The 26,921-nt window shown below is 57.5% G+C and carries 16 protein-coding genes; all 16 read left to right on the top strand.

Annotated features, from left to right (window positions below):
- Nucleotides 1-138 precede the first annotated feature (138 nt).
- Entirely contained in the window at nucleotides 139-3,024 is a 2,886-nt protein-coding gene (locus EDC52_RS02510; RefSeq protein ID WP_131863695.1) for a DUF2339 domain-containing protein, read from the top strand.
- Complete coding sequence (locus EDC52_RS02505) at nucleotides 3,024-4,445, top strand: DUF3999 family protein (RefSeq protein WP_131863694.1); 1,422 nt, start codon at nucleotides 3,024-3,026, stop codon at nucleotides 4,443-4,445. Before EDC52_RS02510 ends, EDC52_RS02505 begins: the two co-directional genes overlap by 1 nt.
- A 1,235-nt stretch (nucleotides 4,446-5,680) precedes the next feature.
- Nucleotides 5,681-6,178 (top strand): type VI secretion system contractile sheath small subunit, encoded by a 498-nt coding sequence (gene tssB, locus EDC52_RS02500; protein ID WP_131863693.1) that lies wholly within the window; start codon nucleotides 5,681-5,683, stop codon nucleotides 6,176-6,178.
- A gap of 16 nt (nucleotides 6,179-6,194) precedes the next feature.
- A complete protein-coding gene (tssC, locus tag EDC52_RS02495) occupies nucleotides 6,195-7,739 on the top strand; it encodes a type VI secretion system contractile sheath large subunit (protein WP_196237738.1) in 1,545 nt (514 codons plus the stop codon).
- 35 nt (nucleotides 7,740-7,774) lie between these two features.
- A complete protein-coding gene (tssK, locus tag EDC52_RS02490) occupies nucleotides 7,775-9,124 on the top strand; it encodes a type VI secretion system baseplate subunit TssK (RefSeq protein WP_131863691.1) in 1,350 nt (449 codons plus the stop codon).
- Complete coding sequence (tssL, locus tag EDC52_RS02485) at nucleotides 9,121-9,786, top strand: type VI secretion system protein TssL, short form (RefSeq protein WP_131863690.1); 666 nt, start codon at nucleotides 9,121-9,123, stop codon at nucleotides 9,784-9,786. Before tssK ends, tssL begins: the two co-directional genes overlap by 4 nt.
- 11 nt (nucleotides 9,787-9,797) lie before the next feature.
- Nucleotides 9,798-11,510, top strand: a complete 1,713-nt coding sequence (locus tag EDC52_RS02480) for an OmpA family protein (RefSeq protein ID WP_131863689.1) — start codon at nucleotides 9,798-9,800, stop codon at nucleotides 11,508-11,510.
- A 12-nt stretch (nucleotides 11,511-11,522) separates the two neighbouring features.
- Nucleotides 11,523-12,014 carry an Hcp family type VI secretion system effector gene (locus tag EDC52_RS02475; RefSeq protein ID WP_131863688.1) on the top strand — a complete coding sequence of 164 codons (492 nt, stop codon included), beginning with the start codon at nucleotides 11,523-11,525 and terminating at the stop codon, nucleotides 12,012-12,014.
- A gap of 229 nt (nucleotides 12,015-12,243) precedes the next feature.
- Nucleotides 12,244-15,015, top strand: a complete 2,772-nt coding sequence (gene tssH / locus EDC52_RS02470; protein WP_131863687.1) for a type VI secretion system ATPase TssH — start codon at nucleotides 12,244-12,246, stop codon at nucleotides 15,013-15,015.
- A 2-nt stretch (nucleotides 15,016-15,017) separates the two neighbouring features.
- Nucleotides 15,018-17,525 (top strand): type VI secretion system Vgr family protein, encoded by a 2,508-nt coding sequence (locus EDC52_RS02465; protein WP_131863686.1) that lies wholly within the window; start codon nucleotides 15,018-15,020, stop codon nucleotides 17,523-17,525.
- Nucleotides 17,526-17,542: 17 nt separating this feature from the next.
- Complete coding sequence (locus EDC52_RS02460) at nucleotides 17,543-19,954, top strand: ATPase (protein WP_131863685.1); 2,412 nt, start codon at nucleotides 17,543-17,545, stop codon at nucleotides 19,952-19,954.
- 9 nt (nucleotides 19,955-19,963) lie between these two features.
- Complete coding sequence (locus EDC52_RS02455; RefSeq protein ID WP_230467931.1) at nucleotides 19,964-20,917, top strand: formylglycine-generating enzyme family protein; 954 nt, start codon at nucleotides 19,964-19,966, stop codon at nucleotides 20,915-20,917.
- A gap of 216 nt (nucleotides 20,918-21,133) precedes the next feature.
- Nucleotides 21,134-22,090, top strand: coding sequence for a formylglycine-generating enzyme family protein (locus tag EDC52_RS02450; protein ID WP_131863684.1), 957 nt, complete (start codon nucleotides 21,134-21,136; stop codon nucleotides 22,088-22,090).
- A 93-nt stretch (nucleotides 22,091-22,183) separates the two neighbouring features.
- Nucleotides 22,184-22,441: a PAAR domain-containing protein gene (locus EDC52_RS02445; RefSeq protein WP_131863683.1), complete on the top strand. Its 258-nt coding sequence runs from the start codon at nucleotides 22,184-22,186 to the stop codon at nucleotides 22,439-22,441.
- Between the two features lie 3 nt (nucleotides 22,442-22,444).
- Nucleotides 22,445-23,644 (top strand): hypothetical protein, encoded by a 1,200-nt coding sequence (locus EDC52_RS02440; protein ID WP_131863682.1) that lies wholly within the window; start codon nucleotides 22,445-22,447, stop codon nucleotides 23,642-23,644.
- Nucleotides 23,641-26,916, top strand: coding sequence for an ImcF-related family protein (locus tag EDC52_RS02435; RefSeq protein WP_131863681.1), 3,276 nt, complete (start codon nucleotides 23,641-23,643; stop codon nucleotides 26,914-26,916). The genes EDC52_RS02440 and EDC52_RS02435 overlap by 4 nt, the downstream gene beginning before the upstream one ends.
- Nucleotides 26,917-26,921: the final 5 nt, after the last annotated feature.

Genomic DNA, 26,921 nt, shown 5'->3' with positions numbered 1-26,921 from the left:
CGCGCCCACATTTGCCGTAAGACTCATAACCCTGCTATTAATAGACCATGGATGGTTAACCTAACGGTAACAACCGCCAAAGGGGGGATACTTTGGCGACTATCGGGTTGCTGGGCGGGTTTCTGAGGAGCGGTGTGAATGGATGAAATATGGATAATAGCGGCGGGCCTGGTGCTGTTCGTCGCCTTCATTGTGCCGTTGCTGATAGTGCGGATATTTTTCCGCTTGCGTACCACGGATGACCGAATACGCACGCTTACCCTGGAGCTGGAAGCGCTGCGGCGGCAGGGAGTGGGAGCTGCCCAGACGGCGGTTAACCCGCGATCGCCGGGTCTGATTGATGAGCCATCGGTTAGTGCTACCACCGCTCCCGCTGACTCTCCCGCCTCCCGGGCCGCCAGCCTGACGCCTGCATCCCAGGTAGAGCGGGTCCCATTGGCTGATGATAATGATGCTCATCACGCTATCCCGGTCACATCCAGCCGCCGTTCAATGTCCAGTTCCAGCAGCAGCTCCAGTGCCCATGCTGGCATCGAAGGCGAAGCGCCTGACGGTCGGAGCGACGATCCCTGGCAAACGGCCGTTAAATCGGTATTCGGCAAAAGGGCCGGCAGGGCCGCCAGCGCCGAGGGGGGGCAGGGCGCTGCCGGCCAGCGAGGCGGCGGGCGGGTAAATAATCGGGGTGAGCAGCTGTTCGCCGGGCTGGTTTCCTGGTTTATGCGCGGCAATCCGCTGGCCAAGCTGGGCATTATCCTGTTGTTTTTCGGACTGGCCTATCTGCTGCGTGAGAGCGTCGAACGTGGCATCCTGACGATCGAAATGCGCCTGCTGGGCGCGGCAGTGATAAGCCTCGGTTTGCTGGCATTCGGCTGGCGCTTGCGGCTGAAACAACCGATTTTCGCCCTCATCGTCCAGGGCGGCGCAGTGGGCGCTTTCTACATTACGGTGTTTGGCGCCTTTAAACTGTATCACCAGTTACCCTTCACCCTGGCGTTCGGCCTGATGCTGGTGATATGTGCGGCAAGCGTCGGTCTGGCGGTGCTGCAGTCATCGCTGAGTCTGGCGATGCTGGCAAGCCTGGGCGGTTATCTGGCGCCGTTGCTGCTGTCTACCGGCAGCGGCAATCACCTGGCGCTGTTCAGCTATTACCTGCTGCTGTCGGCGGGGATCCTGGCGGTCAGCCGTTGGCAATCCTGGCGACAGCTTAACCTGCTGGGATTTGTTTTCACATTTGGCATTGGCGGACTCTGGGGTTACCAGCATTACCAGCCGGCGCTGTTTGTCAGCAGTGAGCTGTTTTTGCTTGCCAATATTCTGCTGTTCGGGCTGTTAAGCGTGATGTTCGGCGCCAGGAATCTTATCAAGGGCCAGTGGGCGGTCGATGGCTCGCTACTGTTTGGCGCGCCGCTGCTAGGCTTTGGTTATCAGTATGCGCTGACCCGGCACTGGGAATTCGGGCCGGCGTTTTCCGCGCTCGGTTTTGGCCTGTTCTATTTACTGGCGGCCCGCATCGCTTTTACCCGCTGGCCGGGCATGGGGCGGATGCTGAGCCTGTCCGGGCTGGTGCTGGGCGTGGCCTTTGCGACCCTGGCCATCCCGCTGGCGCTGTCGGCCCGCTGGACCGCCATGGCCTGGACCTTGGAAGGGCTGGCCATGGTATGGCTGGGCCTTAACCAGGACCAACGTCGCCTGTGGTGGAGCGGCACCGCGGTGATGCTGCTGGGGGCCGGGGCGGCGGTACGGGCCTGGACGCTTGGAATGACCTTCGTCTCATTTACCACGGTATTCGTTCTGGTGTCAGCGGCGCTGATGGCGGCCGGCGTGCTCTGGCATCGCCAGGGGGATAAATCCCCTCGGCTGCAACCGATGTTCAGCCAAGGATTCCTCGGGCTGTCGCTGGTGTTCTGGCTATGGACCCTGGCGGGCGTCGCCCGGGATCTGCTGGGGCTGAATTCAGCCGGCGCCATGCTGATGCTGCTGCTGATGACCCTGTCGGTCTGGCTATGGCTGTTGCTGGGCAGCCGACTGCAATGGCTGTTGCTGCGCCAGGCCAGCTGGCTGCTGTGGCCGGTGGCGGTGGCGCTGGCCGCACTGCAATGGCTGCAAAGTGGGCATCCGCTATCGGCGGGGTACTGGGCGCTGGCCTGGCCGCTGGCTCTGGTTTCCGGCATGGTTATCCTTAAGCGCGAAGAATCCCGGCTACCGGTGTTAGCCGACCACCGTTATCCATCGGGGTTGGGGCAGGCGCTGCACCTGGCGGGGTTCTGGCTGGTGCTGATGCTTATCGCTATTGAACTGGTCTGGCAGGTGGCTGACCTGCCCTGGGGCAATACCGCGTGGCAGTTTGCCGCTTTGGCCGTTGGCCTGTCGCTGCCGGTGCTGGCAGTGAAATGGCTGGACAACAGCGGACGCTGGCCGCTTACACGACACCCGCAACTATACTGGCAGGCCGGATTATTACCGCTGCTGCCGGGTCTGCTGTGGCTGCTCGCAGCCGGTAACCTGCTGGATGGACAACTGTACCGATGGCGTTATCTGCCCATCATCAACCCGTTGGAAGAGGGGGCGCTGCTGATGCTGATGACCCTGTATGTGTGGCTGCGAAACCTGGGTCCGAGGATACAGCAGCTACTGCTGCCCAAGGCGGGCATCCTGCTGGCGGTGCTGCTGGCCTGGTGGCTGAATGGCGTGCTGCTGCGCGGCCTGGCCTGGTACGGCGAGCTTGCCTGGTCAGCCGAACCGTTATGGGCTTCCAGGCTGGTACAGACCACCTTTGCGCTGGTGTGGACCCTGTCGGCCTTGCTTGCCATGCTGTTTGCCAATCGGCGCGGGTCGCGCCCGCTATGGTTCTGCGGCATCGGCATTCTCGCTGTGACGATCGTGAAACTCTTTATTATCGACAGTGCCTCCGGCGGTGGACTGGGCCGGGCAATCGCCTTCCTGGGGGTGGCGGTACTGGTGCTGTTGATTGGCTATTTTGTACCGCTGCCGCCCAGGCAAACCAACGGCAAGGAGCCGCAATAATGGATAAAAGACCGAACAATTACCGGCGTCCGGCGTTGATAGGCGCGCTGCTGTCCGCCACGTTGCTCTTAGCCGTGACGTCGTTCGCTACCGGTGCGGCAGACTCGGCGGAATTGCTGGGGCCGCAGGATTTCGCCTATGGTCAGGACATCCGCGTTGAAGGCGATGACCCCTTTTATCGCCTGCTGCTGCCGGAGGCCATCTACCAGCAGACCGCCTGGCCGGATCTGCGCGATGTACGGGTATTCGGCAGCGATGGCCAGGCGGTACCTTTCGCGCTTGAGGAGCAGGAAGGGCAGGAGGGTTCGGCGCGCAGGATGAAGTTCAAGCTGTTCCCGATGCAGGAGAACGCGGCGGCTACCCGGGAGAACGGCGAAAAATCTGTCATCCTGAAAGCGCCGGACGGCATGTCGCTGACCATGACTTCACCGGCGGAAGATAAGCAGGTGAAAAAATCCTGGCTGCTGTCGGCCGGGCCTGAATTTGAAAACAGGCTTATCTCCCATCTTAATCTGGAATGGCCGGCCGGCAAACTGCGGCGGGCGACGGTGTCGGTACTGAACAGTACCGATTTACGTGAATGGGTTACTCAAGTAGAGGATGTGCCCTTACTGGAGCTGGCTGCTGAAAATGACCGGCTGGTGCAGAACAAGGTGACATTGAATAGCTATAACAGCACCCGCTGGTGGTTGGTGGTGATCAAAGCCGACACCAACCAACTGCTGCCGGACCTGAGCGCTGTCGAAGCGGTAGAGCAAGAAACAGTGCCTGATGCCGAAATGGTGAGTCTGCCGCTCGAGGCCCGGGCTGAGGGTAAGCAGCAGGCGGTATATACCCTGCGTTCACCCCAGCCGCTGGCCGCGCTGGAAATATGGCCGAGCACCGTCAATACCGTGCAGCCGATGACGGTCGAGATAAGACCAAGCGCCGACGATAGCTGGACGCCGCTGACCCGGCAGGTGTTTTACCAGCTGGATAACCAGGGAACCACTGCGGCGCTGAAGCTCAGTGAGCGGCCGGTCGTGCAGGCCATCAGGCTGACGGCAATCAGCAGTCAGTGGGGCGAGCAGCTGCCGTTGGTCCGCGCCTCTCGCGTCAGCACCCAGATGATATTCAACGCCAGCGGTAAGGGCCCCTGGCTGCTGGCCTGGGGATCCAGGGCGGCACAGCCGGCGGCGCTGCCGATTGCGTCCTTGATGCCTGGCGCCACCGTCGCAACCTATAATTTGCCTGCCGCCTACCCCGGCAAATCCCTTACGCTTGGCGGCGAACAGCGTCTTACCGCTCTGGCGCCCGCCGAGCAGCGCTCCCAGTGGATGAAGATCGCGCTGTGGGTGCTGCTGGTGGCCGGCGCAGGCGGCCTGGCACTGATGGCCTGGCGGCTGGGCAGGGATCTTAAGCGGCCGCCGCAAGACAGCTAGCGGCCATCCTCCTATCCTATTAACGGCAGGCTGCCGTATCGCGCGAGTAGCCTGCCTGCGCCACGTCTCCCGCCCCAACGGTCTGCGGCCCAGAGTTCTGTTATAGCGTACCGCGCCGGGCCCTCAACGATATGGATTGACTTGCTGCAACCCCTCCATGGGGGGGTTGATCTCATTTATTATTTGTTATTGCAGCTAACAGCATTTCATCTGGAAAGATGATCTTGCGATCATAAAACTCACTGACTATCTCTAATAATTAAGAATATTAATCTAAAATATTTATTATTTCTAGACGTTTCACCTTTAACGTATTTATTATGCAAAATAAATGAAACTCATTATTCCTGTTTCTTGAGGTGATATTTATCAAATATAGCTCTGGATAGGAAATAAAATTGATCAAATAATGATCAATTTCATCATGAATAGGCGGATGATATTAGGAATTTCCTTACTTAATAGCGGGAAATAACATCGAATTACAGGGATGGCTGGGGTGTTTAATTACAAATAAAGGGATTATTTATGACAATGAATAAATATTTTTTAATCGATCCAGGTAATTTTGAATAATCGAGTATTAAGGATACCGACCAAGATATTGCAGTAAATGAATCAGCAAATTAATGGTGAGGGAAAACAGATTTGTTAATTGAGGCTAGGTGAAAATGGGTTAAATAATAATCAATAGTAGAAATGGGTTGTAATGCCGGCGAATTACTTTAGCCGGTAATTTTTCGCCGTGGCATAAGAGGATTCCTAAACGGGTTCATATGCATGAAATTGATGCTTTCTTTCACAACGGCAGGAATCCCTCTGACGGCAAAAATGATCTGCAAGCCGCATTTTCACTGGGTTCTTTGACATTTCTGACCAAGGATTCATAGGCGCCGGAGGCTGATTTATTTTTCGTTAAATGTAAGATTGTGTAACAAGGCAGCCTAGGATTTTACTGTGACCTGATGGGTTTTAAGTGACTGTTTTAAAATAAGCTTAATCGTTTATCCTATTTGTGTGATAAATAAATTTGGCTGTTACATTATGTTACGTTTCACAAATATTTAACTGTGACATAACTGTTTCATGAAGGTAATGTTTTAGCACTTTTATTCCCGCCCTTATTTCGCCAATATCTGTTCAGATAATATTTGGCGCTAAGGCGCGTTAATAATTTTAATATCCGATCCTCACTCCGTGATTAACTATCCCGACAGGGAGTTAAAGGTATTTATATGGCTAATAGCTTTCAGGACGAAGTTCCCGCTGCACGCGTAAATATTAAACTTGATCTGCATACCGGCGGCTCAAAAAAGAAAGTCGAATTACCTCTGAAGATGCTGGTAATGGGTGATTACAGTAACGGGCAGGATGACCGACCCTTATCTGAGCGAGAAAAAATCTCTGTCGATAAAAACAACTTCAATAACGTGCTGGCTGAGTACCACCCTCAGGTCACGGTGGGGGTCAAAAACACTCTGGCGGGAAATGAGGCAGAGGATGACGTAACGCTCAGCTTTAAGGATATGAAGGATTTTGAGCCGGAACAGGTTGCCAAGCAGATCCCGCAACTGCGGGCGCTGCTGTCGATGCGTAACCTGCTGCGGGATCTGAAATCGAACCTGCTGGATAACAGTACCTTTCGCCGTGAACTGGAAAACATCCTGAAGGATGAGGCGCTCAGTAATGAATTGCGCGCTGAACTGGCCGCGCTGGCACCGAAAGATCTTTAAGGAATCGGGATTGATTATGGCACAGCAAAAAAATTCAGCCGCTGCAGCGGCGGCAACCACCGTTAGCCAAGCAGCGGCGACCGGCGGCGTTTACCAGAACCTGTTTGAAAAAATCAACCTCAAGCCGATTGACAGCCTGAACCCTATCGAGAGTTTCCAGGACAACGATGCCCTGGCCGATACGTCGGCTGATGAGCGCGTCACCGCCGCAGTCAGCGTGTTCCTCAATTTGCTCAAGGACTCCGCCCAGCAAATCGACCGGCTGGACAAGACGCTGCTGGACAACCATATCAGCGCGCTGGACAGCCAAATAAGCCGTCAACTGGATGAGGTGATGCATCATCCGGAATTCCAGAAGGTGGAATCCGCCTGGCGCGGGCTAAAGTTCCTGGTGGATCGGACCGATTTTCGCCAGAACGTCAAAATTGAAGTACTGGACGTCAGTAAAGACGCATTGCGCGAAGATTTTGAAGACGCGCCGGAAATTGTCCAGAGCGGTTTTTACCATCACACCTATATCCAGGAATACGATACGCCCGGCGGCGAACCGATTGGATCTACCATCGCCAATTATGAATTTGACCGCAGCCCACAGGATATTGCCCTGCTGCGTAATATTTCCCGGGTGGCGGCGTCGGCGCATATGCCGTTTATCGCCTCGGTCGGGCCGGCGTTTTTCGGCAAGGAAACCATGGAAGAAGTGGCGGGCATCAAAGATATCGCCAGCTACTTTGACCGGGCTGAATATATCAAATGGAAAGCCTTTCGCGAGAGCGACGATGCCCGCTATATCGGCCTGACCCTGCCGCGGGTGTTGGGACGGTTGCCTTATGGTCCGGATACCGTACCGGTGCGCAGCTTCAACTATGTCGAGCAGGTCAAAGGCCCGGACCATGACAGCTACCTGTGGAGCAACGCGTCTTTTGCGTTTGCCGCCAACATGGTGCGCAGCTTTATCAAGAATGGCTGGTGCGTACAAATCCGCGGGCCTCAGGCCGGGGGCGCGGTGACCGATTTGCCGATCCACCTTTATGATTTGGGCGTTGGCAATCAGGTTAAAATTCCTTCTGAGGTGATGATCCCTGAAACGCGCGAATTTGAGTTTGCCGGTCTGGGCTTTATCCCGCTGTCTTATTATAAAAACCGCGACTATGCCTGCTTCTTCTCTGCCAACTCGGCGCAGAAACCGGCGCTGTACGATACCCAGGAAGCGACCGCCAATAGCCGTATTAATGCGCGTCTGCCGTATATCTTCCTGCTGTCGCGCATTGCCCATTATCTGAAACTGCTGCAGCGGGAAAATATCGGTACCACCAAGGACCGCCGGATGCTTGAGCTGGAGCTCAATAACTGGATCAACACCCTGGTGACCGAGATGACCGATCCGTCTGACGATCTGCAGGCTTCCCATCCGCTGCGCGAAGCGCGGGTGACGGTCGAAGATATCGAAGATAATCCCGGTTTCTTCAGGGTCAAGCTGTATGCGGTGCCGCATTTCCAGGTTGAGGGTATGGATGTGAATCTGTCTCTCGTCTCGCAGATGCCCAAAGCAAAAGTATAAAGATAATAAAAATAAGTCGTTGATTTGAGGTCACTATGAAGGTTTTACGACCGCTCTGGATGGAGGGAGCCTTTTTGGCTCCGCAGCAATTTCAGCAACAGGCCCGGTGGGAAGCCTTAACCAATCAGTGTATCGCCCGGTTGGGCTTGGTGAATCCCTGGGGAGTGCTGAGCGCCGAGTTCGATGATGACGCCTTGCGCCTGAATCGGCTTAATGCCCAGCATCTTATCGTGCGGCTGCCGGACGGTACGCTGGTCGATACCGACCGGGCCGATAACCTTCCGCCGGCCTGCGATTTACAGCGTTCAATCCCCGACGGCCTGACCGTCGTCGAGGTAGTGCTGGCGCTGCCGCTTGAGCACGCCAACGGCGGCAATTGCCGCCAGGGCAACCATCCCCAGGAACGTCCGCTGCGCTATCAGCAGGAATACGCCAGCGTGCAGGATATGTTCGGCACTGAAACCGAGTCGATGGCGGTGGAACGCTATGCCCTTAGCCTGCGTTTTGGCTGTGATAACAATGATGAATTCATCACCTGTCCGCTGGCGCGGATTCAGCGGGACGGGCAGGGCGGTTGGGTCAGGGACGTGCAGTTTATTCCGCCGCTGCTGTCATTTGGCGCCAGCGCTACGCTTACCGATCAGTTGAGCCTGCGCCTGACCCAGCTGCGCGCCAAGCGTACCCGGCTGATGGGAATGCGGCGTGAAAGCAACCAACGGATGGCGGATTTTGCCGTGGCCGATGTGTCGCTGTTCTGGCTGCTGAATGCGCTTAATACCTATGAGCCGGTGCTGGCGGACTTTATCGAATCGCCGGCGCTGCATCCTGAACTGGTGTATCGCGAGCTGGTCAGGCTTGCCGGCGCGCTGCTGACGTTTTCCCTTGAGCATGATGTCGACGCCATCCCGCGTTACCAGCATAGGCAACTTACCGATGTTTTCACGCCGCTGTTCAGCCTGATTGGCACCTTGCTGGAGGCCAGTCTGCCTTCACGGGTTATCGCCATCGAGCTTGAAAATGTCCGCGAGAACCAGTGGCGGGCGCAGTTGCATGACAGCCGGCTCAAGGAAGATGCCGATTTTTATCTGTCGGTGCGCTCTTCGCTGCCGGCCCATGAACTGCAGAGCCGTTTTCCGCTGCTGTGCAAAGTCGGCGCCCCCGATGAGGTCAATAACATCATCAACGTGGCACTGAACGGTATTCCGCTTATTCCGCTGAGCCATGTTCCGGCCGCCATCCCACTGCGGCTGGAGAACCAGTATTTCGCCTTTGATCTTAACCATCCGGCGGCCAAAGCCATGCTGGCAGCAGGCAGCTGCGCCTTTTACGTGCCCGGCATCCTGACCGATATTCAGCTGGAGCTTTTTGCGGTATTGCGATCATGAAAAATGAACTGTCGATAGATGAACTGCTGCGTGATACCTGGCTGATGGTAGTGGCATTGCGTAACGGCGCCGCCGCCGATAAAGGCGAAGCATTGTATGAAAAAGGGATCGCCCTGGTGGAGAACACCGGCCGCCGCCTGAGTGACGCCGGCTACACCGACATTCAGATAGATAATATCAGCTACGCCCAGTGTGCGCTGCTCGATGAAACTGTGCTTAACCGTCCTCAACTGGATAACGGCTATGACATCTGGATGCGCACCCCGCTGCAGGCACGGTTTTTCAATACGCTGCAGGCCGGCGAAGTGCTTTACGAGCGGATCCAGGCGGCGCTGCAGCAGCCGGTTGCCGATAAAGCGGTGCTGACCTGTTTTCACCGGGTACTGATGATGGGCTTTGAAGGCCGCTATCGCAACCAGTCCCAGCCGGAACGCCGGTCACTGCTTGAGGCGCTGGCGCAGCAGGTGCCCTCGTTCGAAGCGCAACCGGCGGATGCGCCGTTGCTGTTCAATGCCCGCAGCAGCCAGCGGCGGTTGAGATACTTCAAATCACTGTGGTTCTGGAGCGCCATGGCGGTATTGGTGGTCGCCGCCGTCTGGTTTGGTCTGCACTATCAGCTGCAGCAATTACTCAATCTGTGGTTACCGGCTCATCAAGGCTAAGGAGTACCCCGTTGAGTATCGCATTAAAGCGGGCGTTATGGCTGGCCGGCTGCGCTCTGGCGTGGATCCTCTGCCTGCTGTGGTTTCCGGTCGGCATGGGGGCCAAGACGGCCTGTTCGCTGGTTATCCTGCTGGCGGCGGCGACCGCCTGGTTTCGTATCGGACACGGGGTCCGCGCTTTGCGCGCCCATCACAATATGGATGCGCTGCTGGCGGCATTGCCGGCGGATAGCTGGCGTCAGCCGGTGGTGCTGACGGCGGGCGAGGGACACCAGTGGCTATTTGCAGGTGCGCCGCTGCGTGAAACGCCGCAGGGCTGCTACATCCTGGTGCCAACGCTGGCCGACCTGGCATCGATGGCCGAAATGCTGCTGTCGGCGCGGCCTGAATGGGCCAGCCAGTTAAGCGGGCTGCTGGTGCTGTTTCCCGAGCAGCAGGATGACCAGCCGGTGCTGGCGGCACAGATTGGCGAGTTTCGCTATCAGCTGTCGCGGATCCGCCAATTAAGCGGCCATCGCTGCCAGGCCTTGCTGGCCTGTTACCTGAACGGCCGGCATGCGCCGTGGTTTGCCTGCAGCGCCGGCAATCGGCAGACCCGTGTGTGGAGCAGCCCCCAGTCTTCCCAGGCATTGGATGAGTGGCTGGAAGGCGGCAGTACGCAACAGCAGGATGCCCGACTGCGCGAAGCGGTACGGGTGGAGGCCTGGGTGCGCTGGATGTCAGAGACGGTGCTGCCGCAGTGCGAAACCGCCGATCAGCCCTGCGCGCCCCTGCGTCCGCTGGCGGCAGGGCTGGCCTTTGTCGCCAGGCCGCCGAAGGACAGCAATTTATGGCACCGTTGGATAGCCGGCAAAACCACGCTGCGCCCGGTGACCATCAACGAAAGCGCCGATGGCGAAGCGGTGCGCTTTCCGGATCCGCTGCTGAGCCTGCTGCCCGGACGCAGCGGCTATACCCCGCGTCTGCGGGCGATCGGCTACGTCATCATCATGCTGATGGTGTTTATGGTGGCGGCGCTGGCCGGTTCATCGTGGAACAACCGGCAACTGCTCAGGGAAATCGCCAGCGATATGGAGCGCTATCAGGCCATCGCCATGGACAACTACCCGTCCAAGGCCGAGGCCCTGGCACAGCTGAAAACGGATGCGGCGTTGCTGGAACGGTATCACCGCAACGGCGTACCGGTAAGGCTGGGACTGTGGCTTTATCCGGGCGAGCAGATTTATCCGCCGCTGATGGCGCTAATCCGCGGCTATCAGCCGGCGCCGGAGCCGGTAAAGGAAGCCGTCAAGGCGCCCGAGACCGTCAGGCTCGACAGTATGTCGCTGTTTGAGGTAGGAAAATCCGAGCTGAAAGCGGGGTCGACCAAAGTGCTGGTGGATGCGCTTATCAATATCAAAGGCCGGCCGGGATGGATAGTGCTGATTACCGGCCATACCGATGCCACCGGTGACGCCAAGGCCAATATGGCGCTGTCACTGGCCAGAGCGGAAGCGGTCCGCGACTGGATGATAAAAACCAGCGACATCTCAGCCTCGTGTTTTGCGGTGCAGGGATATGGTGCAACACGGCCAGTCGCTACTAACTCGACGCCTGCGGGGCGGGCTGCCAACCGCAGGGTTGAGTTAAGTCTGGTTCCCGATGCCATGGCCTGCCAGCCAGCGGCAACCGGGACGGACACCACACTAACGTCGCCGGACAAGGCGACATCACATAGCAAATAAAGGAGCAATACTATGGCAATTCCAGCCTATCTTTGGTTGAAAGACGACGGCGGTGCGGACATCAAAGGTTCTGTAAACGTACAAAACCGTGAAGGCAGCATCGAAGTCGTCGCGCTGGACCATTCCCTGCACATCCCGACGGATAACAACACGGGTAAACTTACCGGTACCCGCGTGCACGCTCCGTTAGTGTTCACTAAAGAAGTCGATTCTTCAACCCCGTATCTGTACAAAGCGGTCACTTCAGGCCAGACGCTGAAGGCTGCTGAGTTCAAATGGTACAAAATCGATGATGCCGGCCAGGAAAAAGAGTACTTCAACACCCTGCTCGAAAACGTGAAGGTGGTTAAAGTGGCTCCGCTGATGCATGACATCAAAGATCCTGCCAAAGAAAAGCATAACCACCTGGAAGTGGTCGAGCTGCGTTATGAAAAAATCGTCTGGACCTATAAAGACGGCAACATCATTCATTCCGATGCCTGGAACGAACGCGCTCAGGCCTGATGCGCGTTAAGGCCGGTTGTCTGTCGGCAACCGGCCGCCCCCGGGCCGTAGCAAGCCCGGGGGCTATCCGCCGCTAACAGAAACAGCTGAAAATGACCCCGGGACGTTATCGCCGATAGGTGACTTACGGTGATGCCCGAGACTCATCAGGGGATGAATAAAACCAATCTGAGCCATGCCAGACGGACTTCACCAGGCCGTGCGGTAGCTATGGCTATACGGGACATTTATGGATACTGCTTCTACCTCTTTATTGCGTCGACTGAACCCTTATTGTGCCGTGGCTCTGGATGCAGCGGCGGCACTTTGCCAGACCCGGGCGCATCGGGAAGTGACCGTTGAACACTGGCTGCTGAAATTGCTCGAAGGCGGCGAAGGCGATATCACGGTCATTGCCCGTCGCTATGAGTGGGATATGGATCAATTATGGCAGGCGCTGCTAGGCCAGCTGGATGGCCTGGCGCACAGCGTCACGCGCCGGCCGAGCCTGTCCCGGCCCTTGCTGGCGCTGCTGCAGGCCGCCTGGCTTATCGCCTCACTTGAAGACAATGACAGCCAGATCCGTTCCGTGCATTTACTGCAGGCGCTGATGAATCAGCCTGCCTGGCTGCAGGCGACCCAGGCCTGGCCCCTGCTCAGCCTGAGCGCGGTTCAGCTTGAACGTCTGCGCCCGCTTTTGAATCAGCAGTCCGAAGAACGCCCTGAAGTACAGCAGTTGGCGATGGCGGCACAGCCGCTTTCGTCAGCGGATGACCGCGCTGAAACAGGCAGCCTCGCTGCGGAAGGCGCGGTGACAACAAGCGCCGCCGGTATCGACCGGGCGGCGGGCTCACTGACCGACGCTACGCCAAGAGCCTTGACCGCCGGGCAGGCCGCGTTGGAAAAATTTACCCAGGATGTGACCGAAAGCGCGCGACGCGGCGCTATCGACCCGGTGCTGGGGCGCGACAATGAAATCCGTCAGATGATCGATATCCTCTCGCGCAGGCGCAAAAACAACCCGGTGCTGGTGGGTGAACCCGGCGTCGGTAAAACCGCCCTGGTGGAAGGGCTGGCGCTGCGCATTGCCCAGGGCACCGTTCCCGCCAGTCTGAAAACCGTCAGCCTGCGAACCCTGGACCTGGGCCAGCTGCAGGCGGGCGCCGGCGTCAAAGGCGAGTTTGAACAGCGGCTTAAACAGGTAATCGAAGGGGTACAGCAGGCCGCGCAACCGGTGCTGCTGTTTATCGATGAGGCCCATACGCTGATTGGCGCCGGCAACCAGGCCGGCGGCGCCGATGCGGCCAACCTGCTCAAGCCGGCGCTGGCGCGCGGCGAACTGCGCACCATTGCCGCCACCACCTGGTCAGAATACAAACAATACTTCGAACGCGATGCCGCCCTGGAGCGTCGCTTCCAGCTGATTAAGGTCGATGAACCTGACGATGACCGCGCTTGCCTGATGCTGCGCGGCCTCAAATCCCGCTATGCCGCCCATCACGGCGTGCATATCCAGGACAGCGCGGTGCAGGCGGCGGTGACGCTGTCCCGCCGCTATCTGACCGGCCGCCAATTGCCCGATAAGGCGGTGGATTTACTGGACACCGCCAGCGCACGGGTGCGCATGGGGCTGGATACCCGGCCGGAATCGCTTAATCAACTGGATGCCCGACGGGCAGCGCTCGCCATGGAGCAGCAGGCGATTGAGGAGGACCTGGCGGTACTGCCGCGCACCGATACCGCCAGGCTTGCACAGATAGCCGCCCAGCAGGCCGAGCTTGCGGCAAAGGCCGAGTCGCTGGAGCAGCGCTTTGCCGCTGAAAAAGCCGCCGCCGACCGCCTGCTGGCGGCCAGGCTGCAGCAGGCGCCGGTCGCCGAACTGAGCCTGCTTGAGCAGCAGTTGGAACAGCTGCAGGATGATGGCCCGCTATTGTCGCTGGATGTGGATGTCAGAAGCGTGGCGACGGTGGTGGCCGACTGGACCGGGGTACCGCTGGGCAGCCTGTTAAAGGATGAACAGACCAATCTGCTGGCCCTGGAGCAGCAACTGGGGCAGCGGGTCATCGGCCAGGACGCCGCGCTGGCTGAGCTGGCGCAGCGACTGCGGGCCGCCAAAACCGGGCTGGCCAGTGAAAACGGGCCGCTGGGGGTATTCCTGCTGGCCGGGCCGAGCGGCGTGGGTAAAACCGAAACCGCGCTGGCGCTGGCCGATACGCTGTTTGGCGGCGAACAGGCGCTGATTACCATTAATCTTTCCGAATACCAGGAATCCCATACCGTTTCCCAGCTTAAAGGCTCGCCGCCGGGCTATGTCGGCTACGGCCAGGGCGGCATCCTGACCGAAGCGGTGCGGAAACGCCCGTATAGCGTGGTGTTGCTGGATGAAGTGGAAAAGGCCCATCGGGACGTGCTTAACCTGTTCTATCAGGTGTTTGACCGCGGCATGATGCGCGATGGCGAGGGGCGGGAAATCGATTTTCGCAATACGGTGATTATCATGACCTCCAATCTGGGCAGCGATCCCCTGACCGAGCTGCTGGAGCAGCAGCCGGAGGCAACGGCAGGCGAGCTGCATGAGCTGATGAGACCGATTCTGCGTGATCATTTCCAGCCGGCGCTGCTGGCGCGTTTCCAGACTTTGATTTACCGGCCGCTGGCGAAACAGGCGCTGCGCCACATTGTGGCCATTAAGCTCGGCCAGGTATCTCGACGCCTGCAGCGTCATTACGCGCTGGAATGCCGGGTGGAAGACAGCCTGTATGATGCCCTGGCGTCGGCCTGCCTGCTGCCGGACAGCGGTGCGCGCAATATCGACAGCCTGCTCAATCAGCAAATCTTGCCGGTGCTGTCCAATGGCCTGCTTGAGCGCCTGGCCGCACATAACAAGCCGACAGGCGTTACGCTGGGCTTTGAGGCCGATGAAGGCATTACCCTGGCATTTGATGACGCCGAACCGCTGCGTCCGGCGGCTGATGCGCCGGTGTCTGAAACCGCTGTTATCGATAATCCCCAGGAGGTGTGAGCATGTTGCCTGTATCTGAACTGGCCGCCACGCTTGCCGGCAGCCTTAACCGTTACCAACTCCAGGTGGCAGGGGGCGGCAGCCTCCTTGATGTGGAGTCGTTCAGCGCCACCGAAGCCCTGAGCCAGACATTCTGCTATCGGATCGTGTTTACCGGCAGCCACAGCCTAAGCCCGGCATCGATGTTGCTCAAGGACGCGACCTTCAGCTTGACCGCCCCCGGCTTCACGCTGGCGGATATCGCCATGCCGGCCAGTGAACAGCGTACGGTGCACGGTGTGGTCACGCAGTTCAGCCGGTTGTCCGCGTCCCGAGACGAGGCCCGCTACGAGCTGACGCTGGAGCCGCGGCTGGCGCTGCTGGCCAACGCCAGCCGTCCGGCGATTTACCAAAATCAGTCGGTACCGGAAATAGTCGAACACATCCTGCGCAGCCAGCATCAGTTTGAAGGCTGGCAGTTCGAGTTCCGCCTGCGCAACGAGTACCCGCGCCGCGAGCAGGTGATGCAGTGGCAAGAAAGCGATCTGGCGTTTATCGAACGTCTGCTGAGCGAAGTGGGCATCTGGTATCGGTTTGAAATGAGCGAACGGCTGAAAAAAGAAGTGGTGGTGTTCGCGGACGATCAGCAGTTCTACCAGTTCGATGTCAGCCTGCCGCTCGGCAGTCCTTCCGGGATGAACGACAACGGCGTTGAGTCGGTATGGAACCTCAGCTCGCTGCACCAGGTGGTCAGCCAGTCGGTCAGGGTCAAGGATTATAACTATCGCCAGGCCGGCGGCAATCTCAAGACCGAGACAGACGTGACGCGGGGCGCAGAGGGCACCTATGGCCAGGTGTACCAGTATGCCGATAATTTCCAGATGCTGGGCAAGGAAGACCAGCCGGACGCTGAGGCCGGCACGTTTTACGCCAGGCTGCATCATGAGCGGCTGCTCAACGGCCAGCATCAACTTGGCGGCGAGTCTAACGCCTCTGGCCTGCTGCCGGGTCAGATGCTTGAAATCAGCGGTGCGGTGCCCGAAACCTTTGCCAAGGGCGTGGTGATTACCGCCATCACCGCCAGCGCCCGGCGCGACAGCAGTTTTGCCCTGCTGTTTACCGGCATTCCTTACAGCGAAGTGGTCGGATTTCGTCCGCCGCTCATGCCCCGGCCGACGATAGCCGGCACCTTGCCGGCCAGGGTGACCAGCATTACCCAGGGCGACAGCTACGCGCATCTGGATAAGATGGGACGCTATCGGGTCAAGTTCGATTTCGACCTGGACAGCTGGAAAACCGGCTATGAAAGCCTGTGGGTCCGCCTGGCCAAGCCTTACAGCGGCGACAGCTACGGCATGCACCTGCCGCTTATCGACAGTACCGAGGTGGCGGTAGCCTTTGAGCAGGGTAATCCGGACCGGCCTTATATCGCCTATGCGCTGCATGACTCGCGCAACCGCGACCACGTTACCCAGGAAAACAATAAGCGAAATGTGATTCGCACCCCGGCCAATAACAAGCTGCGTATGGAAGACGAGCGCGGCCGGGAACATATCAAGCTTTCGACCGAGTATGGCGGCAAATCGCAGCTGAACCTGGGCCATCTGGTGGACGGCCGCCGTCAGCAGCGCGGCGAAGGCTTTGAGCTGCGCACCGATCAGTGGGGTACGGTGCGCGCCGGTAAAGGATTATTTCTGACCGCCGATGCCCAGCCTAAAGCCGGCGGCGGGCAGTTGGATATGCAATCCGCCCTTGGCCAGTTGGAAAACTCCCTGGCCCTGGTCAGGGCGCTGGCCCAGAGTGCCGCTACCTCCGGTGCGGAACAGCCGGATATCGCCGGCCAGAACGCCCTCCAAGCGGCATTAAGCAAGCTGCAGCAGGCGGGCCTGGTCGCTTCAGCGCCCGCCGGGGTAGCGGTCGCTACGCCAAAGAATATCCAACTGGCGGCAGGCCAATCGTTGACCGCCACCGCCGGTAATAATCTGGATCTGAGTGTGTTCAAGCGTTTTACCCTGGCGGCCGGCGAGGCGATAAGCCTGTTTGCCCAGAAGCTGGGCCTGAAGATTTTCGCCGCCCAGGGACCGGTGTCTATCCAGGCGCAGACCAACAGCATGACGCTGCAGTCCGATAAGGCGATGAGCATCAACAGCATCAACGGTGAAATCAGGCTGGATGCGGCGAGCGGTATCACCCTGGTCAGCCAGGGGGCCTATATCAAACTGCAGGGCGGGGCGATTGAAATCGGCGCTCCCGGCGCCATCAGCCTGAAGAGCGGCACCATCAATTGGGGCGGCAGCGCGTCGCTGGACAGTGCGCTACAGCCGATGACGGTGGCCGACCCCGCTTATCAGAATCCGATGAACGGGCGTTTTCAAATCGTCGATCACATCACCCAGCTGCCGAAATGCTTTGTCCCTTACCGCATCGAAACCGATGACGGCAGCAGCATCAAGGGGGTGAGCGACGAAAATGGCTATACCGAAGCGCATTACGGTATGGATAAGCAAAACATCAAGTTGTTCTTTGAATAAGTAAGGTTGGAGATACGATGAGCGCCAATCCTGCAGCACAGTCCCAGCTGGACAAAAGAGAAAATAACGTCACCCAGGCGGCCCATGCCTCAAATAACCTGTTTTACCGGCCGGAAACCGGGGATGTTATCTGCATCAAACCTGAAGCCTCGGCTGAATTCGAAAATGAGTGGCGCCTGATGATGCGACTGGTGGATAGCCAGTCCAAAAGCAGCGAAGCCTATTCGTCGCTGCTTGAACAGTATGGCCAGCTATATAAGCAGAACAGCAACCAGGCAGGGCTGAAGCCGCTGGAAAAGCAGGTGACTGACGCTGAGCAAAAGATGCTGGCAGATAAAAAAGCGCTGGCCGATAAAATCGGTGAATTTTCGGCTGCCGGCACCGGTTATGAATCGGTGGTCGAGCTGATTCCAGTGATGGCGCGCAAGCGCCGGCGCGGCGAAAGCGGCGGCAAGCATTACGTTTACGTCAAAAAAGGCTATTTCGACCGGCTGCAGCAGGGCCGCAAAACCGAAAGCTATAACCTGCATTCGGTGCAGGCCTCCGCCGAGGATCGCCAGTCGGCCGCTGACAGCATCATCTCCTATGACCGTCACGGTAATCGGCACTATGACTTCGATAAGCTGGGCAAGCAGCTGCTTAAGTTCAAGGTTGAAAAACCCGACCTGGCGATGGAGTTTCTGAAATACGAGGACATTGTCGATATCGAAGAAACCCTGACCGATTTCGCCGAGTCGTGGAACCAGAGCCTGCTGTTGCCCAATAAAGAGTTTGGTTCCAGTCTGGATGTTTCTGCCGGGGCGCAGTTCCTGCGCTTTGTCTCTAATGTCAGTTCCAAAGGGGAGTTTGACCCTTACAAAGGCAATCTGAGCTACAAAGGCGAGGCCAGCGCGGTGCTGTCGGTGGCCGAAGGCGTGGCCGAAGGTAAATATTACTTCCCCGACCGGCTGGGCTGGGATCTCAAGTTCAAGGCCGAAACGGCCAACGGCCTGATTGACGCATCGGTACCGGGCGAACAAAAGCTTGCCGCAGATGCAGCTGAAATCTTGAATATGGGCCAGCTGCGCGCCTATGTCAGCTGCGCGCTGAGTGGATTTATTGGCGCCTCCGCCCAGGCTGAAGCCCAGATTCAGATTGTGACCTATGAAAAAGAGGGCAAGTTGCGCCAGGCGCTGGCCGGCAGGCGGGAAAGCAATCCGGTGCCGTTCAGTCAGAGGCGCAGCGGCCGGGAATTCTATGATCGCATGGACAAAAGCGACGAAGGGATAGATGCCAATGTGGAACTGTTTGCCGGTGGCCGGGCAACCCTGGGGATTTCCGGCGGCGTAGAGTGGCTGGAGCCTAAAGGCTCGGCTGATTTACGTAATCTGGATGAAGACGGCCAGAAAGACGCGGCTGAGTTCGTCACCTTCTGCACGATAAGCGAAGATATTTCGGCTATGTACGGCCTGGGTATCGGCGGTCAGTTCAAGTGCGATTTCATCAAGGGTAAATTTTGCTTCAAGATAGCCGCCAGCCTGTGTTGCGGACCCGGCGTCAAAGGGGCGTTTAAGTGTGAAGTGGGTTATGAGAATATCATCAACTTTGGCGCCTGGATGGTTTATCAGCTGTATTCGCTGGATTATCATCATCTTAAGTTGATTTCAACGGATGCGTTCAAATCATTCAGTATGTTGTGCGTGATGGGCACGCTGGATACAATCCAGGAAACCTATGGTGAATTTATCAAAAAGGGCATGGCGGTAGAAAGAGTCGTAGAAGAGTATGAAAAAGCAATGAGTGGATTTATAGACGATTTGAAAGAACAGATAAGCGCTTCTGAAAGACGAAACCAGTTAGCCAGCCGGGTGATTGCCATGGATGCTGAATTGCTCAAGTTCACACCTGAGTCAAAGGGCATTCTCATTTATCTGCTCACTCGCCATGGCAAAATGGATAAATTGGATTGGGATAACTATGGCAATGGCCCGTTGCCGGATTTGAATGCCAATCGCAAGAGCGCAATCATTACGATATTAAGATCGATTCAAACCCGCCGAGAATGGGATCTGGTATTTCGCCGCATTTCTTTCAACGGAAATCCTCTGAATGTCAGCGTTAGCGTCAAAGAGCAGGAATTACGAAACTTTCTGCAGACCGGCTTTGACCGCGATGATGAAATGGATAAGCAACGAGCGCTATTAGATGGCCGTGCAGTGAGTCAAGATACTTTTGATAACGTTACCCGTGATATTGCATCGGTAACACTTGATGATCAGGATGATATTTCCAGTATTAAACGGCGGCTAAAGACCAAGGTATCTTGGGGCTACGCAATGGCAATGAACGATACACTTTATTATCGGTTAAATGACACCACGAACCAACATTATCCAGTGGGAGGATCTTTTGGTCCTCTGAGTGATGGTCAGAAAACTATGATGAGCTAAGGGAAGCACATGACGATGTATCCATACCGTAGCGCCTACATGCTTGTTCTTGGATTACTGATTGGCTGCGATGACGCCACGTCCGTGCAGCAGAATGACAGCAGCCCAGAGGTAAAAAAACAGATAGAAAAGTTCAATGCTTCCCTGGTAAGTGTAGAGGGCGGTGAATTTTTGATGGGCGATTTCGGCCGTGAGCATGGCAAGGAAAAACTGTATTATGACAGCGACGATGATAGCAAGCCGCTGCATCGTGTTCAGCTTAGTCCCTTTAAAATAACGCGGTTCAAAATTGATAATGAACAGTATCAGTTTTATCTGAAGCAGAACCAACTAACTTTGCCGGAAGGGTCCGGTCCGATAACGAAAAAATCATGGGATGCCAAAAATAAAACGCCCAATACTCCTGCTCATGCCCTTTGGCCTGAGGCCGAAAAATACTGCGCCTGGCTGTCTAAAATGACTGGTAAAAAGGTGGCCCTACCTACCGAGGCCCAGTGGGAATATGCGGCCCGCAGTAAAGGGAAATTTAATATTGTGCCGACCGATGACGGCACGCTACGCTTCAAGGACAGCTATGGCACTGAAGGGATCAATGTGGCGGGCGAGGCCGACCGCAGCGCCTATTCTGAAAAAATGAATAACGGCCTTGAGTCTTTCTCTGCCTTACCGGGGGATGTTTTCCCGCCTAACCCACTGGGGATTTATGATATGGCCGGCAACGGGTTTGAATGGGTCAAGGACTGGTATGATCCTGGATATTATCAGCATTCACCGCTCAAAGATCCCCAGGGGCCTGAAACACCGACCTTCAAAAATTACGATGGTAAAAGTGTCAAAGTCATCAGAGGACAGGACTACAGCGGTCCCGGTAGAGGACTCACCATTAATCGTGAATTCAGCACACCGGATAATGATAGTTTTCTGCCGCTTGATAAAACTTTCCGCTGCGTGGTGAACGAGTAACAAATCCGTTTCGCCAGATGCTTTCATTGGCCATTGGCGTGATGATCCCGTTATTTGAAAGAAACGGACATGTCTATAAATCGTGATCTGAAACCGAAGTGACCAGCGCGCCACTGATTTGAGCCAGACTCAGGATTTTTGGCATGGCTGTCTATCAGTAACGGCAATGATGCTGCATCAAAGTCAGATCCAGGTATGTGTGAGTTAAGGAAAAAAATGACATTTCATCCCAACCGTACCGCCTTGGCACTTGCGCTGGGATTACTCGCCGGGTGTGATGAGGCCAGCTCAGTACAGCAAAATGACAGCAACCCAGAGGTAAAAAAACAGATAGAAAAATTCAACGCTTCCCTGGTGAGCGTAGAGGGCGGTGAATTTTTAATGGGCGATTTCGGCCGTGAGCATGGCAAGGAAAAGCTGTCCTATGAAAGCGATGCCGACAGCAAGCCGCTGCACCGCGTCCAGCTCAGTCCCTTCAAGATAACCCGGTTCAAGATTGATAATGAGCAGTATCAGTTTTACCTGAAACAAAACCAACTGCCGTTGCCTGAGTACTCTGGAATAGTGTTGAAACGGTATTGGGATGCCAATAACAAGATGCCCAACACCCCCGCCCATGCCCTTTGGCCTGAGGCCGAAAAATATTGCGCCTGGATGGCCAAAATGACCGGTGACAAGGTGGCTTTGCCAACCGAAGCCCAATGGGAGTATGCGGCCCGCAGCAAAGGCCAGTTTAATATTGTGCCGACCGATGACGGCACGCTACGCTTTAAAGACAGCTATGGTACCGAAGGGATCAATGTGGCGGGCGAGGCCGATCGCAGCGCCTATTCTGAAAAAATGAATAACGGCCTAGACTCTTTCTCTGCCTTACCGGGGGATGCTTTTCCGCCGAATCCACTGGGCATTTATGATATGGCCGGCAACGGCTTTGAATGGGTCAAGGACTGGTATGATCCAGCGTATTACCAGCGCTCGCCACTTAACGATCCCCAGGGGCCAGCTGCCCCGACGTTTAAAAACCACGACGGTAAAACGGTCAGGGTCCTGAGAGGCCAGGATTTAAGCGGCCCTGGTAGAGGCTTAACTATCGATCGCAGCTTCAGCCCACCGGAAGGTGATGGACATGCGCCGACGGATAAAACCTTTCGCTGCGTGGTGAATACGCAGTAATCAACATCCTATCTTAAGGGGATTTTCCCCGCTATCACAGTGACTACCGGGAATGGCCTTCATGCCTCTCCCCCTATTTTTGCGGAGCTATCAATGCAGGGAATCATACGAATAGGTGACAAAACCACTCATGGCGGCACGGTGTTAACCGGCTCATCGGGCGTGGTATTCGGCGGTATTCCCGTCGCCTGCGTCGGCGACAGCGTGTCGTGCCCGAAGCATAAAAAAACCACCATTATCGAGGGCGACAGTAGCGCCAATATCAACGGCAAGGCGATAGCGCTGCATGGCCATCGCTGTGGCTGTGGCTGTACGCTTATCTCATCATTGCCGATAGCGGGAAAAAACTGAATCATGCCGGTACATTTTTCTTCCCTGCCGGAGCCCTTGGCGGAGCCGGCAAGGCCGCTGAAAAGCCGCTGGCTAGGTTTATCGGCTGTCCTGCTGCTGGTGTTGTTTGGCCTGGGGCGATGGTTCCCGCTCAGGCAGGCGGTTGGCGAGGCCTGGTTTCTGCTGCTGACGGTGGTTTTTCCGCTGCTGATAGGGCTGGTTTTCTACGGCATCCGGCTTTGGATCTATGAGAACCGACGGGAATATGTCCTGCAATGGAATGAAACCCGGCAGGACACCGAAGCCAAACTTATCGCCCAGGGACAGCGCACGCTGGGGGTACTGAGCCTGTCTTACCATACCGCCGTCGCCAACAATAAACTGGCCGATGCCTTGCTGCAGGGGGCGGTCGGTCTGCAGCCGGTCTATTTCCCGACTGATGAACGGGTCGCCCATTTCAGCCAGCTTGCGCCGCCACCGGTCAAGCAAACCCAAGAGGAGTATGTCTCCCGGCTTAGTCTGCACCTGCAACAGGTGCTGTCGGCGCTGGACCATGAATATCTGATTCAGCCATGCGCACTGCGGGTAAGGCATGATCAGACGCTGTCTGACGATGCGCTGCTGGAACGGCTGTGCGCATGGCTGGCCGAGCAGCAGTTGCCCTTTGGCGAAGTCAGCCTGGATAACCAGGCCGATGGGCTGCTGTGGTTGGATGACTGGCTGGATAACGACGCCGCTAATCCGCTCGTCCTGTCTATTGAAATCCAGCTTAATCAACTGCCGGTTGCCGATATCGCCGAATCGGTTTCGGCGGTGTTGCTCGCCAAAAGCAGCTGGTGCCGCCGGCATGCTGTCACGCCGCTGGCCCTGGTGCACCGGCCGGTCGCGTTGTCCAGTGTGGCCGCGCAGGTGGATGAGCTGCTGGTCTGTTCAGCGGCGACAGGGCCCGAGCCGCTGTTTTTATGGCAGACCCGCTGTGAACAACCCCCCTATGTCGAGGCCATTTCGGCCCTGGATGCCCGGGGTTTTGACGTCGCCGCCCGCCAGCATCGGCTGGACAGCTCGCTGGGGCTGCTGGCTAATGGCACCGGCAACCTTACCCTCGCTTGCGCGGTCGAGCATTTACGCTCTTCTTCACTGGCGCAGTTGATTTTGCTCACCGACCTTAGCCTACAGGGCTGCCTGGTGCGGGCTATTCCAGAGTTACCGCAGGATAAACAATGAATAAAAGACGCTTAAGTACCTGGATTATTATCCTTTGCCTATTGGCGATAGGTAATGCGCTGATCTGGCTGAAGAACCCGTTCTGGGTGTTGCCGAACGAGACGGTAAAAATGAAAGCCACGCTCGGCCTGGTGGTGGCCTGTCTGTTTCTTATCGTGGCTGACGGCATGAATACCTTCGGGCTGGCCAAGCTGGCCTCGCTGGATTTTTTCCGTCGTTTCGGCCATGGCGGCGCTAAACCGGCCGCTGTAACGGCGGATAACACCCGGTGCTGGCTTTCGCTTACCGAGCATCTTCGCTATCGCTATGGCCGCAGATGGCGCTCCCGGACTCGGCTGCTGCTGCTGCTGGGGGATGTGGCCACCGTCGAGCAGGTCGCGCCTGGCCTTACGCACCAGCAATGGCTTGAAAGCGAGGGTACGGTGCTGCTGTGGGCCGGCGATATCTTCTCCCAGGGTGGGATAGATAACTTAAGCGGCCTGCGCCGTCTGCGCCGCCGTCCGCTGGATGCCGTGATCTGGACCACCGGGGAAACCACCACCGCCCGCGCCGATGCCATGGCGCGTCGGTTGCATATCGGCTTTCGGGCGCTGGGATGGCAGGTGCCGCTTTACCTGTGGGAGGTCGGGCACAGTCAATGGAACCAGCAGGATAGCCCCAGCCAAACCGTGGGCTGTCTGTTGCCGGTCAACTGTACGCCGGAGCGAGTCGCCGGCGCGCTGGCCGGGCTCACTCCCGGCCTGACCCGACAGGGAATGGCCCAGGTGATGAATAATGAACGCCACGATTATCTGCTGCGCCTGGCGCAGTCGTGGTCAACCGGCGGTATCGACAGAATCCGCATCGCGCTGGCGCCGCTTATCGCCGGTCCGCAATCGGTATGTCTGGCCGGGATGATGTTCAGTCTGCCGCTGGCTGCCCGTGACGGCGTGACGCCCCATGGCTGGCTGCCGGATGCCGGCTGGCAGGGCATCATCAATGATGCCGGCACCCTGCCGGCCCGGCGGTTGGGCGTACGCTGGCACCGCGTAGCCCAATGGGGCGTGATTGGGCTGGCGGTACTGTGGGGCACCGGTTCGGTACTGTCCTTCCTCAATAACCGTAGCCAGATAAACGAAAACCGCCGTCTGGCGGACGCCGCCGGCAATCGGGCAACGCCTTTGGCTGACCGACTGCAGCAGCAGCAGGCACTGCAGCTGGAAATCGGCCGTTTGCAGCACAATGCCGCCGCAAGCACACCCTGGCATGTTCGGTTTGGCCTGGATACCACTGAACAGCAATTGGCGGCGCTGTGGCCGCGTTATGGCCGCCTTAATCAGCAACTGATGCGGGACGCCGCCGCCGGCCAACTGCAGCAGGCCATCCGGCAACTGAGCGCCTCGACAAGCACCGATGCCGCCGCCAAACAGCATGCCCGCCAGCTGTATAATCACTTGAAAGCCTATTTGATGATGGCCAGGGCGGAAAAAGTCGAGCCGGCTTTCCTGGCGCAAAGCCTGGCGCGGGTCTGGCCGCACCGTGAAGGGGTGCCTGACGGCGTCTGGCAGGCCACCGCCCCGGCGCTGTTGGCCTTTTACGCCGGCAACCTGCCGGCCCATGCCGACTGGCGTATCCAGCCTGACGCCAGCCTGATTAATCAGGCCCGTAGCGTGCTGTTGCGCCAATCGGCCCGGCAAGATCTGGAAATCGATCTCTATCAGAAACTGCTGGCGCGGGTGGTCAATAGCTTCCCGGAAATGACCCTCGATCAGTTGACCGGCGCAACCGATGCCTCGCTGTTATTCACCACCGACAGCACGGTGCCGGGCATGTTTACCCTTGAGGCCTGGCAGCAAAAAATCCGTGGCACCATCGATGAGATGGTCAATCAGCGCGGCGCCGAGGCGGATTGGGTGCTGAGCGATAACCAGGCTCGCCAGCAGGAGCTGACGTCTGATGACCTCAAGGCCCGCCTGCGCGAGCGCTATTTCAGTGATTTTGCCAGCGTCTGGCTGGAATTCCTCAACAGCATCCAGTGGCAGCCGGCCGGTTCGCTGTCCGACTCTATCGACCAACTGACCCTGATGGCCGATGTCAGGCAATCGCCGCTTACCGCCCTGATGAAATCAGTGGCCCGCCAGGCCAGGGCCGGCCAGAATGACCTGGATATCTCCGGTAGCGTCGAGCGCCGCACCCGCGGACTGTTCGGCGGCAGTGACATCAATGAAAGAGCATCGACCGAGCGGCAGCCAGGACCGCTGGACAGTACGTTTGGTCCGCTGCTGGCGCTGATGGATCCTCAGGCCGGCGGGCAGGGCAATAACGCCCTTAATCTGCAGACCTACCTGACCCGGATGACCCGCATACGCCTGAAAATGCAGCAAATCACTAATGCGCCCGATCCGAAAGCCATGGCCCAGGCGCTGGCGCAGACGGTATTCCAGGGCAAAACCGTCGATCTGACCGATACCCGTGATTACGGCAGCCTGCTGGCGGCAAGCCTGGGCCAGGAGTGGAGCAATTTCGGCGAGGCGTTGTTTGTCCAGCCGGTAGAGCAGGCCTGGCACCAAGTGCTGACCCCGACCGCGTCCAGCCTCAATGCCCAGTGGCAGCACGCCATCGTTGATGAATGGAACCTGGCGTTTGACGGCCGCTACCCGTTCAGGCAAACCTCAAGCGATGCCTCATTACCGCTGCTGGCGCAATATCTGCGCAGCGACAGCGGCCGCATCTCGCGCTTCCTCAGCACCCGTCTTTCCGGCGTGTTGCATAAAGAAGGCAACCAATGGGTGCCGGATGCGATGAATACCCAGGGAATGCCCATCAACCCTGAATTTATCCGCAGCATCAATCAGCTGAGCCAACTGGCGGACATGGTGTTCGCTGACGGCGATGCCGGGATGCAGTTCGAACTGATGGCCCGTCCGGCGCGGGATGTGGTCCAGACCAACCTGATGATTGATGGCCAGGAAATCAAATACTTCAACCAGATGGAGAGCTGGCAGGCAATTAACTGGCCGGGGAACAGTTTCAAACCCGGCGTTATGCTGACCTGGGCCAGTACCACTGCCGGTAGCCGGGAATATGCCAACTTCCAGGGCAGCTGGGGGCTGATTCGTCTGCTGGATAAAGCGCAGGTAACGCCGATTGACTCCAGTCGTTACCAACTGGTATGGCGCGCCCAGGACGGCCTGCCGCTCAATTACATCCTGCGTACCGAACTGGGCAAGGGACCGCTGGCGCTGCTGGAGCTAAAAGGATTCCGCCTGCCGGATACCATTTTTCTTGAATAATGCGC

The sequence above is a fragment of the Biostraticola tofi genome (assembly GCF_004343195.1).
Classification (GTDB): Bacteria; Pseudomonadota; Gammaproteobacteria; order Enterobacterales; family Enterobacteriaceae; genus Biostraticola; species Biostraticola tofi.
Note: the sequence above shows the minus strand (reverse complement) of the source record. Positions and strands in the feature narration are given on the sequence as shown.

Excerpts from the sequence above, each read along its gene's own strand:
- EDC52_RS02510 (WP_131863695.1), top strand. The coding sequence starts at position 139 with ATGGATGAAATATGGATAATAGCGGCGGGCCTGGTGCTGTTCGTCGCC.
- EDC52_RS02505 (WP_131863694.1), top strand. The coding sequence starts at position 3,024 with ATGGATAAAAGACCGAACAATTACCGGCGTCCGGCGTTGATAGGCGCG.
- tssB (WP_131863693.1), top strand. The coding sequence starts at position 5,681 with ATGGCTAATAGCTTTCAGGACGAAGTTCCCGCTGCACGCGTAAATATT.
- tssC (WP_196237738.1), top strand. The coding sequence starts at position 6,195 with ATGGCACAGCAAAAAAATTCAGCCGCTGCAGCGGCGGCAACCACCGTT.
- tssK (WP_131863691.1), top strand. The coding sequence starts at position 7,775 with ATGAAGGTTTTACGACCGCTCTGGATGGAGGGAGCCTTTTTGGCTCCG.
- tssL (WP_131863690.1), top strand. The coding sequence starts at position 9,121 with ATGAAAAATGAACTGTCGATAGATGAACTGCTGCGTGATACCTGGCTG.
- EDC52_RS02475 (WP_131863688.1), top strand. The coding sequence starts at position 11,523 with ATGGCAATTCCAGCCTATCTTTGGTTGAAAGACGACGGCGGTGCGGAC.
- tssH (WP_131863687.1), top strand. The coding sequence starts at position 12,244 with ATGGATACTGCTTCTACCTCTTTATTGCGTCGACTGAACCCTTATTGT.
- EDC52_RS02465 (WP_131863686.1), top strand. The coding sequence starts at position 15,018 with ATGTTGCCTGTATCTGAACTGGCCGCCACGCTTGCCGGCAGCCTTAAC.
- EDC52_RS02460 (WP_131863685.1), top strand. The coding sequence starts at position 17,543 with ATGAGCGCCAATCCTGCAGCACAGTCCCAGCTGGACAAAAGAGAAAAT.
- EDC52_RS02455 (WP_230467931.1), top strand. The coding sequence starts at position 19,964 with ATGACGATGTATCCATACCGTAGCGCCTACATGCTTGTTCTTGGATTA.
- EDC52_RS02450 (WP_131863684.1), top strand. The coding sequence starts at position 21,134 with ATGACATTTCATCCCAACCGTACCGCCTTGGCACTTGCGCTGGGATTA.
- EDC52_RS02445 (WP_131863683.1), top strand. The coding sequence starts at position 22,184 with ATGCAGGGAATCATACGAATAGGTGACAAAACCACTCATGGCGGCACG.
- EDC52_RS02440 (WP_131863682.1), top strand. The coding sequence starts at position 22,445 with ATGCCGGTACATTTTTCTTCCCTGCCGGAGCCCTTGGCGGAGCCGGCA.
- EDC52_RS02435 (WP_131863681.1), top strand. The coding sequence starts at position 23,641 with ATGAATAAAAGACGCTTAAGTACCTGGATTATTATCCTTTGCCTATTG.